This is a genomic window from bacterium, from assembly GCA_035691305.1.
In the GTDB taxonomy this organism is placed as follows: Bacteria; Sysuimicrobiota; Sysuimicrobiia; order Sysuimicrobiales; family Segetimicrobiaceae; genus DASSJF01.
Map to the genome: position 1 here is coordinate 20001 of DASSJF010000058.1, position 14856 is coordinate 34856.

Annotated in this window: 14 protein-coding genes (1 of these 14 cut by a window edge); all 14 read right to left on the reverse strand. The window is 72.0% G+C overall.

What is annotated here, in order from left to right; translation table 11 throughout:
- A protein-coding gene (locus tag VFL28_10110; GenBank protein ID HET7265012.1) for a GNAT family N-acetyltransferase crosses the window boundary here: on the reverse strand, window positions 1–88 show its beginning. Its footprint begins 425 nt before the window's first position; 88 of the gene's 513 nt are visible here — the first part of the coding sequence; the start codon lies at window positions 86–88; the stop codon falls past the left edge of the window.
- Between the two features lie 434 nt (window positions 89–522).
- Window positions 523–1302, reverse strand: a complete 780-nt coding sequence (locus tag VFL28_10115; protein HET7265013.1) for a hypothetical protein — start codon at window positions 1300–1302, stop codon at window positions 523–525.
- Window positions 1302–2666 carry an HAD-IIIA family hydrolase gene (locus VFL28_10120; GenBank protein HET7265014.1) on the reverse strand — a complete coding sequence of 455 codons (1365 nt, stop codon included), beginning with the start codon at window positions 2664–2666 and terminating at the stop codon, window positions 1302–1304. Before VFL28_10120 ends, VFL28_10115 begins: the two co-directional genes overlap by 1 nt.
- Before the next feature lies 1 nt (window position 2667).
- Window positions 2668–4272 carry a bifunctional phosphoribosylaminoimidazolecarboxamide formyltransferase/IMP cyclohydrolase gene (gene purH / locus VFL28_10125; GenBank protein ID HET7265015.1) on the reverse strand — a complete coding sequence of 535 codons (1605 nt, stop codon included), beginning with the start codon at window positions 4270–4272 and terminating at the stop codon, window positions 2668–2670.
- The gene (gene purN / locus VFL28_10130) at window positions 4269–4952 is read right to left on the reverse strand and encodes a phosphoribosylglycinamide formyltransferase (protein ID HET7265016.1); all 684 of its coding nucleotides are present in this window, start codon (window positions 4950–4952) and stop codon (window positions 4269–4271) included. Before purN ends, purH begins: the two co-directional genes overlap by 4 nt.
- Window positions 4945–6060, reverse strand: coding sequence for a phosphoribosylformylglycinamidine cyclo-ligase (purM, locus tag VFL28_10135; protein HET7265017.1), 1116 nt, complete (start codon window positions 6058–6060; stop codon window positions 4945–4947). Before purM ends, purN begins: the two co-directional genes overlap by 8 nt.
- Window positions 6061–6067: 7 nt before the next feature.
- Complete coding sequence (gene purF, locus VFL28_10140) at window positions 6068–7549, reverse strand: amidophosphoribosyltransferase (GenBank protein HET7265018.1); 1482 nt, start codon at window positions 7547–7549, stop codon at window positions 6068–6070.
- 5 nt (window positions 7550–7554) lie between these two features.
- A complete protein-coding gene (purL, locus tag VFL28_10145; protein ID HET7265019.1) occupies window positions 7555–9804 on the reverse strand; it encodes a phosphoribosylformylglycinamidine synthase subunit PurL in 2250 nt (749 codons plus the stop codon).
- A gap of 2 nt (window positions 9805–9806) precedes the next feature.
- A complete protein-coding gene (purQ, locus tag VFL28_10150; protein HET7265020.1) occupies window positions 9807–10550 on the reverse strand; it encodes a phosphoribosylformylglycinamidine synthase subunit PurQ in 744 nt (247 codons plus the stop codon).
- 43 nt (window positions 10551–10593) lie between these two features.
- Entirely contained in the window at window positions 10594–10884 is a 291-nt protein-coding gene (gene purS, locus VFL28_10155; protein ID HET7265021.1) for a phosphoribosylformylglycinamidine synthase subunit PurS, read from the reverse strand.
- Window position 10885: 1 nt separating this feature from the next.
- Window positions 10886–11842 carry a phosphoribosylaminoimidazolesuccinocarboxamide synthase gene (locus VFL28_10160; protein ID HET7265022.1) on the reverse strand — a complete coding sequence of 319 codons (957 nt, stop codon included), beginning with the start codon at window positions 11840–11842 and terminating at the stop codon, window positions 10886–10888.
- Window positions 11835–13178, reverse strand: coding sequence for an adenylosuccinate lyase (gene purB, locus VFL28_10165; GenBank protein ID HET7265023.1), 1344 nt, complete (start codon window positions 13176–13178; stop codon window positions 11835–11837). Before purB ends, VFL28_10160 begins: the two co-directional genes overlap by 8 nt.
- Window positions 13175–14461, reverse strand: a complete 1287-nt coding sequence (locus VFL28_10170) for an adenylosuccinate synthase (protein HET7265024.1) — start codon at window positions 14459–14461, stop codon at window positions 13175–13177. The genes purB and VFL28_10170 overlap by 4 nt, the downstream gene beginning before the upstream one ends.
- Window position 14462: 1 nt before the next feature.
- The coding region (locus tag VFL28_10175; protein ID HET7265025.1) for an AIR carboxylase family protein at window positions 14463–14856 on the reverse strand (394 nt) is incomplete at its 5' end.

Consider the following 14856-nt stretch of genomic DNA (forward strand, 5'->3'; position numbering starts at 1 on the left):
CCGACGCGCCGCTCTCGACCGCGTCCTGTAAGAGTGCGGCGAACGATGCGAAATGCTCGTCGAGTTCCTGCTGCGTCACGCTGCGGATCTCGTACACGTCCGCACCTCAACGAGACCGATTAGCCCGTCGCGATCGGCATAGGCGCGCCGAAAAATTAAGAGGCCGACCCCTCTCGGAATCGGCTCTCGACACGCCCCTATGGACATTTCGGCCTGGTCAGCAATGTCGCACGCATTATACCACCGGGGGGCTTGCTGTCAAACATACGCTCACTTAGCGCGCCAAAACCTGCGCGCGGCACCGCTCTACAAACGGTCCGCCGAGTAGTGTTTCCGTCGTAGGTGCTTCGTGACACCGACGGCCGGCGCAGTATCACGCCAAGAAATAAGGCCGACCCCGTTCGTCTCGGAATCGGCACTCAGCATCGCCCCTATGGACTTGCCTGGTCGGCTTTGCCAACTGTTATTTTAGCACATCATGGTCAAAAGTCAACTTAGACGCCTGACACGAGATGGCACGGCCTACCGCATCTGCTGCAATTGCGTTTGCAGCGGTCGGAGATTCAATTGCACCAGACCCACTTGAGGACGGTCCAGATCGACGACCGTGGTGACTACAGTGGCGAACAACAAAGCAACGATCAGCCCAAGGAAACCCGGCAGGCCGCGCATTCGTTCGAAATGCACCCCGACGAGCGTCGCCGCTACGAGGCTCACCACGAGAACCAGTACGAGCATGGCAATCGGCAGGTGAGTTCCCAACGCGGCGGACTCCCGGGCAGATATATCAAACATGGTGTTGAGCGCCTGCGTGAGCAAACCGAATTGTACATTCCTCGTGTCGCTGGATTCCGCGGCGACGAGGATCGCCCAGAGGGCATTTCGCACCGCGATGCTCCGGCGCTCCAGCGCCAGGCTGGTTTCGGGGTCGGTCACATTCGAATAGATGCCGAGCCGCGCCTGCGCGTATTCCCGCAGGATCGTGCGAAACTTGTCGGCCGTCCCGGCGGGCAAATTTGAAGCGCGCAGGTAGGTCGTGCCGATGGCGTTGGCTTCCTCCACGACCAGGAGGCGGCGTACGTCGAAGCGCCCCGCCGCGTACGAGAACGAGAACCCGAGGATCAGGCCGGTGAGTACGAAGATTGCGCCGTGCGCAACGCTGAGCGCTCGTTCCTCGGGCCCGCCCGATTCGAAGGCGAACCCGCGCCTGACCGCGGAGCCCAGCGCGATACACACATAATTCGCGGCGGCAAGCGTCAGCCAGAGGGCGGCGAGCGGCGTCGAATACGCGAGATACTCCATCACAAGCGGCCTCGATCAACCGGCTGCCCGGACGACGCCGGCATCTCCGCGAGAATCCAGTCCGCGGCGGCGGCGAGATCGGCCGCCACATGATCGGCGTCCCGCCCGCGGGCCATCGCCGGGCCGGCCGGCGCTTCGCCGGCCGGCCCGTGAAGCCGCACGGTCCGGCAGCCCGCCCGCCGTCCCGCCTCGACGTCGGTTGCCGCGTCCCCGATCATCACCGAGGCACGGAGATCGATTCCGAGATCGGACGCCGCCCGCAGCAACAGGCCCGGCGCCGGTTTGCGGCAATCGCACACCACCCGATAGGCATCGATCGCGCCCTCGGGATGATGCGGACAGTAGTAGATCGCATCGAGGGCCGCGCCGTGGGCGAGGAGCCGCGACTCGAGCGTATCGTGGATGCGGCGCAGCTCGTCTTCCGAGACCATGCCGCGCGCGACCACCGACTGGTTCGTGACGACCACGATCATCCAGCCGGCGCGGTGAAGACGGCGAACGCCCGCCGGCGCACCGGGCAGGATCTCGATCTGCGACGCGTCTGTCAGGTGCACGACATCGCGGATCAGCACGCCGTCGCGGTCGAGAAACACCGCGCGGCGGCCGCCGCCGGCTTGGCCGGCGGAGACGCCGGCGCCTCGCCCCTGCGGGCCGCCCGCGGCGCGCAGGGCGCGCTCCGCCGCGGCGAGGCGCTCGGGCGTGCCGCAATCGTAGAAGGCGTCGACCCGAAACGTCCGAACCCGTTCCCCGCGGTCGATCATGCGCTGCACGACGTCCGTGAGCCACACCTCGCCGGGCGGCGACGCCGCCGCATGCCGCCGGCCGGCCATCTCGTCGAGCGCCTCACGCAGCCGCCGGCCCTCAGCAAACACGAACGTCCCGGCGACCGCGTCGTGGCTCGGCGGCGCGGCAGGCTTCTCCCATATGCGGCGCACCCATCCGCCGTCATCCGTCTCGACGATCCCGTAGCTGCGACCGTCTTCCACGCGGGCGACCGCGATCGCCGTGACGCCGGCGCGTACGGCCGCCGATAGATCACCGCACAAGATCGTGTCCCCGAACGCGACCAGCAGCGGCCCGTCGAGATAGTCGCGCGCGGCGCGCACCGCGTCGCCGTTCCCGCCGAGCGGCGATTGAACGACAACGCGCGCCCGCGGACCGGAACGCGTCTCGAGGTACGCGGCGATCTGATCGCCCAGGTGGCCCACCACCACGACGACGTCCCGGATGCCGGCGCCGGCCAGCGCATCGAGAACGTGCGCGAGGATCGGACGCCCCGCCACCGGCAGGAGCGGTTTCGGCGTCGTCAGCGTCGCCGGCTCGAGCCGCCGGCCCCGGCCGGCGGCCGGCACGATCGCCCGCACGTCAGTGCTTGAAGTGCCGGAGCCCGGTCATCACCATCGCCATCCCGGCCGTTTCCGCCGCGGCGATCACTTCGGGGTCGCGCCTCGAGCCGCCCGGCTGAATGACCGCGGCGATCCCGACGGCGGCCGCCGCCTCCACGCCGTCCGCGAACGGAAAGAACGCCTCCGACGCCATGCACGCGCCGCGCGCGCGGTCCCCCGCCACGCGCCCGGCGATGCGGACCGATTCCACGCGGTTCGGCTGGCCCGCGCCCACACCCACCACGCCCCGGCCCCGGGCGAAGACGATCGCGTTCGACCGGACGTGCCGGCACACCGTCCACGCGAAGCGGAGATCCTTCCATTCGTCGGCGGTCGGCTCGCGGGACGTCACGACCTTGAGATCGGCCTCCACCAAGTCGAGCGCGTCGCGATCCTGGACGAGGAGCCCGCCGCGAACGCGCCGCCAGTCGACGCCGGGCCGGGGGCCCGCGGGGCCGAGCGGACCGGTCTCGAGCAGGCGCACGGCCTTCTTCCGCCCGAGCAGCGCGGCGGCGTCCTCGTCGAATCCCGGGGCGATGACCGCCTCGAGGAACGTCTCGCCGATGGCCTCGGCGGCCGTGCGATCGACCCGGCGGTTGATCGCCACGATGCCGCCGAAGGCGGACACGGGATCGCCCTCGCGCGCGCGCAGGTACGCCTCCCTCACACTGCCCGCGATCGCGACGCCGCACGGAATGCCGTGTTTCACGACGGCAGCCGCCGCGTCTCCGAACTCGCGGACGACCTCGAGCGCCGCGTCGAGGTCGTAGATATTGTTGTAGGAGAGTTCCTTTCCGGAGATCTGCCGGGCGGTGGCGACGCTCGGCACGGCGCGCGATTCAGCGCCGCCGGCGCGGTCCCGGTAAAACGCTCCGCGTTGATGAGGGTTCTCGCCGTACCGCAGGTCCTGAATCTTTTCGAACGCGAAGCCGATCTCCGCGGGGAATTCGCCGGTCCCGACCGGCGCCCCGGCGCCGCGGGCGGCATCCGACGCGCGGGACTCCGCCGCGGCCTCGAGCCAGCCGCCGATCGCGCGGTCGTAGGCCGACGTCCGCCGGAACGCCTCGCGCGCAAGCCGGCGCCTCGTCTCTAGCGAGACGTCGTGCGTCCGGGCGATCTCCTCGAGCGCCCGACCGTACTGCGCCGGGTCGCTCAGCACCACGACGTCGTGAAAATTCTTGGCGGCGGCGCGGAGCATCGTCACGCCGCCGATGTCGATCTCTTCGATCAGAACCGGGTCGCCGGACCCCCGGGCCAGCGCGGCTTCGAACGGATACAGCGTTACGGCGACGAGATCGATCGGACGGATTCCGTGACGCGACAGCTCCTCGGTGTGCCGCTCGTCCGCGCGTACCGCGAGTAGCCCGCCGTGTACCGCGGGGTGGAGCGTCTTCACCCGACCGCCGAGGATCTCGGGAAATCCCGTCAGGGTCTCGAGCGGGGACACGGGCACGCCGGCCTCCCGCAGCGCGGCGGCCGTGCCGCCGGTCGACACGATTTCACAGCCGAAGGCGGCCAGCCCCCGCGCGAGGTCCACGATGCCCGTCTTGTCCGCGACGCTCAACAGCGCCCGCTTGATCGTCATGGCTTCGCGCGAATCTCCCCGCCGGTGCGGCTCCCCTCGCCGGACGGCAACCGCCGCACCCGATTCTGCTCGATCCGCAGGCGGTCTTCGGCGAACAGCCGCACCGCCAGCGGGTAGGCGCGCAGCTCTTCCCGCCGTACGCGCGCGGACAGGGTCGCCGGCGTGTCGCCGTCCTCGACGGCAACCGGCGCCTGGACGATGATCGGCCCGGCGTCGGCGTCCCGGGTTACGAAGTGGACCGTGCAGCCGCTGACGCGCGCACCGGAGGCCAGCACGGCTTCGTGCACCCGGTCGCCGTACATCCCTTTGCCGCCAAAGGCGGGCAGCAGCGCCGGGTGGATGTTCATTATCCGGCCCGCAAACGCGTCGACGAAGGACGGCGTGAGGATGCGCAGGAAACCCGCGAGGCAAACGAGTCCGGCGCCGGCCTCCTCGAGCGTCTTCCGCAACACCGCCTCGAACGCGGCCCGCGAGGAGAAGTCGCGGTGGTCGACCGTCACCGCGCGGATCCCGGCGGCGCGCGCCCGCTCGAGCGCGTAGGAGTCCGGCACGTTGCTGATCACCACCACGATCTCGGCCGGGACGTCGCCGCGCCGGCACGCGTCAATGAGGGCCTGCAGCACCGTCCCCGCGCCGGACACCAGGACGCCGACGCGCAGCGGCCCGGCGCGCTCAGGCACGGATCTCGACCCCGCGCGCCCCGGCCTCGATCTCCCCCACCACCCACGCGCGCTCGCCGGTGTGCTCCAAGAGATGCACCGCCGCCGGCGCGGAAGTGCGCGGCACGACGAGCAGCAGCCCGAGCCCCATGTTGAACGTGCGAAACATCTCCTCGTCGGCGATTCGCCCGCGCCGCTGGATCACGGTGAACACCACCGGCACCGGCCAGCGGCTGCGCCGGAGCACGGCGTGGCACCCGTCCGGGAGGATGCGCACGAGGTTGCCCGGCAGCCCGCCGCCCGTGACGTGCGCGATGCCGTGCAGCGCGACGCGCCGGCGCAGCGCGAGCACGGGCTTCACGTACGGCCGGTGCGGACGCAGCAGCGCCTCTTCGATTGTCTCGCCGAGGTCCGGGAGCCGCCGCGCGAGCGCCCGCCGTACCGCGTCCCGAGGGCCGCGCGGCAGCAGCACCGCGCGCGCCAGCGTGTATCCGTTGGTATGGAGGCCGTCGCTCGCCAGCCCGACGACGGCGTCGCCCGGCCGGATCTCGGCCCCGGTGACGACCTCGTCGCGCTCGACGGCTCCGACGGTGCAACCGACGACGTCGAGTTCGCCCCGGACGTAGACACCCGGCATCTCCGCGGTCTCGCCCCCGAGCAGCGTGATCCCCTGCGCCGAGCACGCTTCGGCGATTCCCTCGATCGTGTCCGAGATGACCGCGGGGTCGAGGCTCGACGACGCGACGTAGTCCAGCATGAACAACGGCGCGGCGCCCTGGCAGAGCACGTCGTTCGCGCCGTGCGCCACGATGTCGGCGCCCGCCCCCCGCGCGCGGCCGGCCAGCAACGCGACGCGGGTCTTCGTCCCGACGCCGTCGATCGAGCTGACGATGACCGGATCACGGTACCCGGCGAGCCGGAAGAGGCCGCCGAACTCACCGCCCGTTCCCAGCGCCCCGTCGCGGCGTGTCGCGCGGATCCGCGCGCGCACGCCGGCGAGGATCTCTTCTTTGGCCGCGATATTCACGCCCGTCTCACGGTACGTCAGCGGGCGCGCGGCGCGGGGGGGCGACGCCCGCAGGAAACCGCCCACGGAGAGCGGCCTGGGGTCCCGCGTCGGACGGGGCATGGCGCGCTTAGGCGCCGGGCGTTCCGACGGGGGCCGTGCGGGATTCGAGCGCCATGCGGCCCGCCAGCGCTTCCGTCGGCGTCTCCGTCGGGTACACGCCGGTGAGGCACGCGAGACACAGGTTGGGCCGCGGCAGCGCGAGCGCCTCCACCAGCCCGTCGACGCTGAGGTAGCCGAGGCTGTCCGCCTCGATCTCGCGCCGGATCTCCTCGACGGTGAGGCGCGACGCCACCAGTTCGCCGCGGTTGCTCGTGTCGATGCCGTAGAAACAGGCGTGCCGGATGGGCGGCGACGAGATGCGGACGTGGACTTCGCGCGCGCCCACCTGGCGCAGCAGCCGGACGATCTGGCGGCTCGTGGTGCCGCGGACGATCGAGTCGTCGACCAGCACGATGCGCTTGCCTGCGACGACCTCCCGCACGGCGTTCAGCTTCACGCGCACGCCGAAGTCCCGCATCGACGGATCGGGCTGGATGAACGTCCGTCCGATGTACTTGTTCTTGATCAGTCCGACCTCGTGCGGCGCGCCCATCGTCTCCGCGAAGCCCATCGCGGCGGACGTGCCGGAGTCGGGAACGGCGATCACCGCGTCGGCCGAGGCCGGGTGCTCGCGGGCCAGCACGCGGCCCATCCGCCGGCGGACGTGGTGCACGTTCTGCGACTCGAGCACGCTGTCCGGCCGCGCGAAATAGATGTACTCGAAAACGCACGAGGCGCGGCGGTCGGGCGGCAGGACCTGGACCGAGCGCAGGCCGTCCGGCCCGGCGAGCAGCAGTTCCCCGGGGGCAACGTCCGCCACGGATACCGCGCCGACGTGGTCGAAGGCGCAGCTCTCGGACGCGAAGACCACGTCGTCGCCGAGCCGGCCCATCGCCAGCGGGCGGATGCCGTGCGCGTCGCGGAACGCCGTCAACGTGTCGCCGAGCAGCGCGACGGCGGTGTAGGCGCCCAGGATCCGCTCCATGCAGTAGGCAATCGCCTCTTCGAGCGTGCGGGCCGGCGCGGTCGCGATGAGCTTCGTCATGACCTCGGTGTCGGAGGTCGCGTGGAACCGGCAGCCGGCGTCCTCGAGCTCCGCGCGCAGCATCGGCGCGTTGACGAGGTTGCCGTTGTGGGCAAGGGCGAGCGTGCCCCAGGGCGTCTCTTCAATGAAGGGCTGCGCGTTCTCGAGGCGCGCCCCGCCCATCGTCGAGTAGCGGACGTGCCCGACCCCTACGCCGCCCGGCAGCCGCGCGAGGCGCTCCGGCGTGAAGACCTGCGCCACCAGCCCCATGTCCTTGACGACGTGCGTCCGCGTCCCGTCCCAGGTCGCGATGCCGGCGCTCTCCTGGCCGCGGTGCTGCAGCGCGTACAGACCGAGGTGCACGTACGGGGCGGCCGCCGCCGTCGTGCGTATCCCGAACACGCCGCACTCTTCGCGCAGCTTGTCCCAGGGCAGGCCCGTCCCGCGCCGGGTGTGAGGCTTGCGAAGCGATCCCGCGATCCGCATGCCTCTCATGCCTCCTCCACGATCGGATCCCAGGCCCGCGCGAGCGCGGCCACGGACACGTCGAGCAGCGGCCGGCCGGCCGGTGATCCGTCGGCGGTCACCACCAGGCGATCACCGGCAACGCGGCCGATCACCTGAACCGGCACCTCGAGGCGGCGCGCCAGATTCAGCAGGTCGGGCATCCGGCCCGCCGGTACGGAGCCCACCACGCGGCCGATCGCTTCACCGAACAGGGCCACGTCGGGCCGGCCGGCGCCGCGCAGCGTGACGCGCGCGCCCGGCCCCGCGGGGGCCGCGGCGCGGGCCGAGGCGTCCTGCCAGGCGACCACGCAGCATTCCGCAAGCGCCACCGCGAGCCCGCCCTCGGCGCAGTCGTGCGCCGATGCGAGCAGCCCCGCGGCCACCGCCTCGCGCACGTACCGGATCGTCCGTGCGACCGCCGGCAGATCGGGCTCGGCCAACCGTCCGGCGACGCGGCCGTGAATCGCGTCGAGATACTCCGAACCGTCGAGCGCCGGGACGCCGCCGCCGATCAGGACAACTAGGTCCCCGACGCCCGACCAGCCGGGGCGCGCATGCCGGCCCACGTCGTCGACGCGGCCGAGCATCGCGACGATCGGCGTCGGATAGATGCCTTCCCCGGCCTCGTTGTAGAAGCTGACGTTGCCGCCGACGACGGGCACCTCGAGCGCCTCGCACGCGCGCGCGATGCCGTCGACCGCCTGCGTGAACGTCCAGAAGACTTCGGGCCGCTCCGGACTCGCGAAATTGAGGCAGTCTGTCACCGCGGCGGGCCGGGCCCCGGCGCAGGCGAGGTTCTGCGCGGCCTCGAGGACCGCGAGCATGCCGCCGACATACGGGTCGAGATAGGAACTGCGTCCGTTGCCGTCCACGCTGAGGGCGAGCCCGCGCGGCGCCGCGTCCTTGAGGCGCAGCACCGCGGCATCCCCGCCCGGCGGCACGACCGTGTTGGTTTGAATCATGTGGTCGTACTGCCGGAAAACCCAGCGCGCGCTCGCGGTGCCGGGCCGGCGCAGCAGGGTCAGCAGCGCCTCCGCCGGATCGTGCGCCGGCAACGAGGAGGCGTCGAACCGGCGCGCCTCCTCGAGGTAGGCCGGCGGCGCCGCGTCGGGCGCGTACACCGGCGCGTCCGTCAGGTACCGCGGATCCAGGGTGACGATCGCGCGGCCGCCGTCCCGGACGGTGAGCACCGGCTCCGCCACCACGCGGCCGATGACGACGGCCGGAAGATCCCAGCGCCGCGCGACGGCCAGGACTTCTTCCTCCCGGCCGGCCTCGACGACCAGCAGCATGCGTTCCTGGGACTCGGAGAGCAGCACTTCCTCCGGCGCCATCCCCTCTTCGCGCCGCGGCACCTTCTGCAAGTCCACGTCCATCCCGACCCCGCCGCGCGCCGACATCTCCGAGAGCGCGCAGGTCAGCCCCGCGGCGCCCAGATCTTGGATGGCCACGACCGCGCCGGTCGCCAGCGCCTCCAGCGTCGCCTCGATGAGCAACTTGCCGGTGAACGGGTCGCCCATCTGTACCGCGGAGCGGTCCTGCGGGTTCCCCGCGAGCTCCACGGACGCGAACGCCGCGCCCTGCATCCCGTCGCGCCCGGTCCGCGCGCCGAGGTAGACGACGGCGTTGCCCGGACCGGCAGCCCGCGACGTGGCGATGCGATCCGCGGGCACGAGCCCGAGGCACGCCACGTTGACGAGCGGGTTGGCGCGGTAGCACGGCGCGCAGCGCAGCTCGCCGCCGACCGTCGGCACCCCGATGCTGTTGCCGTAGGCTGCGATGCCGGCGACCACGCCGTGGATCAGCGGCGCCACCGCCGGATCGTCCGGCGGGCCGAACCGCAGCGAATCCAGCAGCGCGACGGGACGCGCGCCCATCGCGAGCACGTCGCGAATGATGCCGCCGACGCCCGTCGCCGCGCCGTGGAACGGCACGACCGCGCTCGGGTGGTTGTGGCTCTCCATCTTAAAGACCGCGGCCAGGCCTCCGCCGGCGTCGATCGCGCCCGCGTTCTCGCCCGGCCCTCGCAGCACGCCGTGGCCCTTTACCGGCAGCCGGCGCAGCGCCGCCCGCGAATGCTTGTAGGCGCAGTGCTCGCTCCACATTACGCCGAACATGCCGAGCTCGGCGGGACTGGGGTCGCGCCCGAGGCGCCGGCAGACCTCCGCGTATTCCGCGGGACGCAGCGCCCCAAACTGCCGCTCCGGCGGCCGGGCCGGGGTCTCGACGGCCATGGTCAGCGGTCCTCCGATGCGGCGGCCGGCATCGAGGGGACGGCCGCGCGCTCGCGCGTCCGAATCCACCGCACGAGGGACTCGAAAATGCGGAGGCCGTCGGCGCTGCCGACGATCGCTTCGCTGGCGCGCTCGGGATGCGGCATGAGGCCGAGCACCGTACCCGAGGCGCTCGCGACGCCGGCGATGTTGTCGATCGCCCCGTTGGGATTGGCTTCCGGCGTGACGTGCCCGCCGGCGTCACAGTACCGGAATGCGATCTGGCGCGCGAGAGTGATCCGCGCGCGTTCCCGGTCCGTCACGTAATAACGGCCCTCGCCGTGCGCGATCGGAATCCGGAGCACGTCCCCCTCGCGGAGCGCGCCGGTGAACGGCGTGTCCGTCCGCTCCACCCGGACGCGCACATGCCTGCACCGAAACTCCCCCGCCGCGTTCGGCAGCAGCGCCCCCGGCAGGAGGCGCGTCTCGACGAGGGTCTGAAATCCGTTGCAGATCCCGAGGACCGGCCCTCCCGCCGCCGCGTAGCCGCGCAGCGCCCGCACCACGGGCGACGTCGAGGCGATCGCGCCGGCGCGCAGGTAGTCGCCGTACGAAAATCCGCCCGGCAGGATGACCGCGTCGAGCCCGTCGAGCGACGTCTCCTGGTGCCACACGTCCCGCGCGTCCTGACCGAGGACGTCGCGCAGCGCGTGAACGGTGTCCGCGTCGCAGTTGCTGCCCGGAAAGACAACGATGCCGATCGTCACGCCGGCCTCCTCGTTGGTGTCGCGGGTGCGCGCATCACGGCCGTCAGTCGACCTCGTAGCGAAACTCTTCGATCAGCGTGTTGGCGAGCAGCCCCTCGCACATCGCCCGCACCCGCTGCTCGAGATCCGGCGCGTCCGGCATGTCGATCTCGAAGTACCGGCCGGCGCGCAGCGCCGCCACCCCGCCGTAGCCCATCGCGTCGAGGCCCTTCTTGATCGCCTGCCCCTGCGCGTCCAGCACGCCGGGCTTGAGCTGCACCGTGACACGCACCGTACGGAGGCGCGCACCGGCGGCCGGCCCGTGCGACTGGGAGATCGTGTCGGCGGCGCTCATCTCAGCGCTCCACCAGCGGACGTCCGGTGATGCGTTGATACACGTCGAGGTAGCGGCCGCGGGCGGCCGCGACGACCTCCGGCGGCAGCGCCGGCGCCGGCGGCCGCTTGTTCCAGCCGGTGCTCTCGAGGTAGTCGCGCACGACCTGCTTGTCGTAACTTTCGGTGGATCCCGTCGCCGCGTAGGTCCGGGCGTCCCAGAACCGCGAGGAGTCGGGCGTCACGGCCTCGTCGATCAGCACGATCTCGTCGCCCTCGGAGGGAACCGGCCGGCCGGAGGCACCGACGGCGCCGCGCAGGCCGAACTCGAACTTGGTGTCGACGAGGATGAAACCGGCCTGCTCCGCGACCGCCGCGGCCGCGCGGTACAGCGCGAGGCTCGCCTCTTCGAGGCGGCGGGCGAGCGGGGCGCCGAGGCGCTTCGCCATTTCGTCGCCCGTGATGTTCTCGTCGTGGCCCCGGTCGTTTTTGGTCGCCGGCGTGAAGATCGGCTCGGGGAGCCGGCTGCCCAGCGCGAGCCCCGCCGGCAGCGCGACGCCGCAGGCGCGCCCCGTCTCGCGGTACTCCTTCCACGCCGACCCGGCGAGGTAGCCGCGCACGACGCACTCGAAGTCGATCCGCCGGCAGCGCTCCACCAGCATCGCGCGGCCCGCCAGGATCTCACGCTGCGCCTGCGCCGCGGGCGGGAATCCGTCCGGATCGATCGTGATGTAGTGGTTGGGCACGACGCCCCGGAGCTGTTCGAACCAGAACGCCGACAGCCCGGTCAGCACGCGGCCGCGGTCCGGAATGCCCGTCGGGAGCACGCAGTCGAAGGCGGAGAGACGGTCCGTCGCGACGATCAGCAGCCGGCCGGCGGCCTCGTAGATGTCGCGGACCTTGCCGCGCGCAACGAGCGGCAGGTCGAGGTTCGTCTCCGTGACCGCCAGCCTGACTCCGTCCCGCGTCGCGCTATCCATGCCGTCTGCCTCCTTCGACCTTGAGTGGGCTGCCGGACGCGGCGCCCGGCTCGAGCCCCGCGCGGACAAAAATTTCGTCGAGGTGGGCCAGCGCGGGCGCCGGATCGAAGCACGCGGCAAGCTCCGCCTCGGCGAGGGCGCCGGAGGCGCGGATCAGCTCGCGGAAGTTGCCGCCGCCGTCCCACGCCTGCATCGCCGCGGTCTGCACGATCGTGTAGGCCTCGTCGCGGCCGAGCCCCTTGCCGAGCAGGGCGAGCAGCACCCGGTGCGAGAACACCAGGCCGCCGGTCCGCTCCATATTCGCGCGCATCTGTTCCGGGTAGACGCGCAGCCCCTCGATCACACCCGTCAGCCGCCGCGTCATGTACTCGAGCACCGTGGTGGCATCCGGCACGATCACCCGCTCGACCGACGAATGCGTGATGTCGCGCTCGCCCCACAGCGCGATGTCCTCGAGCGCGGCGGCGGCGCAGCCGCGCACGACGCGGGCGAGGCCGGCGATCTGCTCGCAGGTGACGGGGTTGCGCTTGTGCGGCATCGCGGACGACCCGGTCTGTCCGGCGCGGAACGGCTCCTCGACCTCGCGGATCTCGGTGCGCTGCAGCGCGCGGATCTCGGTCGCGATCTTTTCGAGCGTGCCCGCGGCCACGGCGAGGTGCGTCACGTACTCCGCGTGCCGGTCCCGCTGCAGGACCTGCGACGACACCGGCGCCGGGCGCAGGCCGAGGTGCTCGCACACGTACGCCTCCACGGCCGGAGGCGTGTGGGCGAACGTTCCCACCTCGCCGGAGAGCTTGCCGACGCCGATGACCTCGCGCGCCCGGCGCACGCCGTCGATCGCCCGGCCGACGTCCGTGTACCACAGCGCGACCTTGAGGCCGAACGTGATCGGCTCGGCCTGGACGCCGTGGGTGCGGCCCGCCATCACAGTGCGCTTGTGGGTACGCGCGAGGACGCCGAGCGCCTGCTGCAGCCGCTCGAGCGCCGCCGTGATCAGATCCGCGGCGCGGACCATCAGCGCCGACTGCGCCGTGTCCACGACGTCGGACGAACCGAGTCCCCGGTGCAGGTAGCGCGCGTCGTCGCGGACGGTCTCGCCGACGACCCGCAGGAACGCGACGACGTCGTGCCGGGTGACCTTCTCTTCCACCTCGTCGATGCGCTGGACGCTCGGCACGTGGGCCCGGGCTCTCAACCGCGCGGGCACGTCGGCCGGGATCTCGCCGAGCCGGGCCTGCGCCTCCGCGGCCAGCAACTCGATCTCGAGCCAGGTCGCGAACTTCGTCTCGGGGCTCCAGAGCGCGGCCATCTCGGGGGACGTGTAGCGCGGAATCACTGATAGCCCTCCCGGCTGAAGATGACGTCCGAGCGCTCCGGCCCCACGCCGATCATCGCGATCGGGACGCCGACGATCTCCTCGATCCGGCGCAGAAACGTCCGCGCTTCGACGGGCAGGTCGGTGAGCCGACGCGCCCCGTGCGTCGGGCAGCGCCACCCCGGCAGATCCTCGTACACCGGCTGGACGCGGTCCATCGCCGCGGTGTGAGGCACGGTGTGGATCGTGCGGTCGCCGAGGCGGTAGGCGACGCCGAGCCGCACGGTCTCGAACGTATCGAAGATGTCGAGCTTCATCACGGCGAGGTGTGTGAAACCCGCGACCTCGGCGGCGTACCGCGCCGCGACCCCGTCGAACCAGCCGCAGCGCCGCGGCCGTCGCGTCGTGGCGCCGTATTCCTGGCCGAGCTCGCGCATCCGGTCCCCGGTCTCGTCGGCGAGCTCGGTCGGCATCGGTCCGGCGCCCACCGCGGTCGTGTACGCCTTCGCCACGCCGAGCACGCGCGTGATCCGCGCCGCGGGAATGCCGGCCCCCGCGCACGCGCCGCCGGGCAGCGTGGTGGACGAGGTCGAGAACGGATACACACCCCAGTCGAGGTCGCGCATCACGCCGAGCTGCCCTTCGAGCAGCACCGTGCGATCCGCGCGCAGCGCTTCCTGCACCAGCGGATGCGTGTCCGCGATGTACGGCTTGAGGCGCTCCGCCCACCGCGCGCACATGGCGATCAAGGTGCCGGGATCGACCGCCTCGTGCCGGTAGACGCCGCGGAGGAGCGCGCTCTTCCGCGACGCGATGAACTGCAGCTGCTCGGACAGGTGCGCCTCTTCGGCGAGATCGCCGAGCCGGATCCCGATCCGCGCGGCCTTGTCGCTGTACACCGGCCAGATGCCCTGCTTCGTCGTCCCGTGCGGCCGGCCGCCGCGCGCGACCTCCTCGAGCTCGTCCGTGACGATGTGGTGCGGCAGCACGAGGTGCGCCCGCTCGTCGAGCCACAGGCGTCCGACGGTCGCGGCCCCCGCCCGCTCGACTTCCGCGATTTCCGCGAGCAGGACGTCCGCGTTCACGACGACGCCGGGTCCGATCACGCACTGCGCGGCCGGGTGAAAGATGCCGGACGGCAGCAGGTGCAGCCGGAACGTTCCGTGCTGGTTCTGGATGGTGTGGCCGGCGTTGTTGCCGCCGTTGTACCGGATGACGACCTCGGCGTGGTTGGCGAGGGTGTCGACGACCTTGCCCTTGCCCTCGTCGCCCCACTGCGCGCCGACGATCGCGGTCACCGGCATCTCAGCGCGTCTCCGCTCGCGGGGCCATCCCGACGCTTCCCGGCGCGGACGCGGCGATCCGCGCGGCCTTCTCCTCGACCTCGCGGGCGAGCCGGTCCTTGTACGCGTGGTACCGTACCCGCAGCCCCGCCTCGGCCGTCGCGAGGATCTGCACGGCGAGCAGTCCGGCGTTGCGGGCCCCGCCGATCGCGACGGTCGCGACGGGCACGCCCGCGGGCATCTGCACCGTCGCGAGCAGCGCGTCGAGGCCGTTCACCGCCGACCCCGCGAGCGGTACGCCGATCACCGGCAGCGCGGTGTGCGCGGCCATGGCGCCCGCCAGATGCGCGGCGCCGCCGGCGCCGGCGATGATCACCCGGACGCCCCGGCCCTCGGCCTCGCGGGCGTACGTCGCC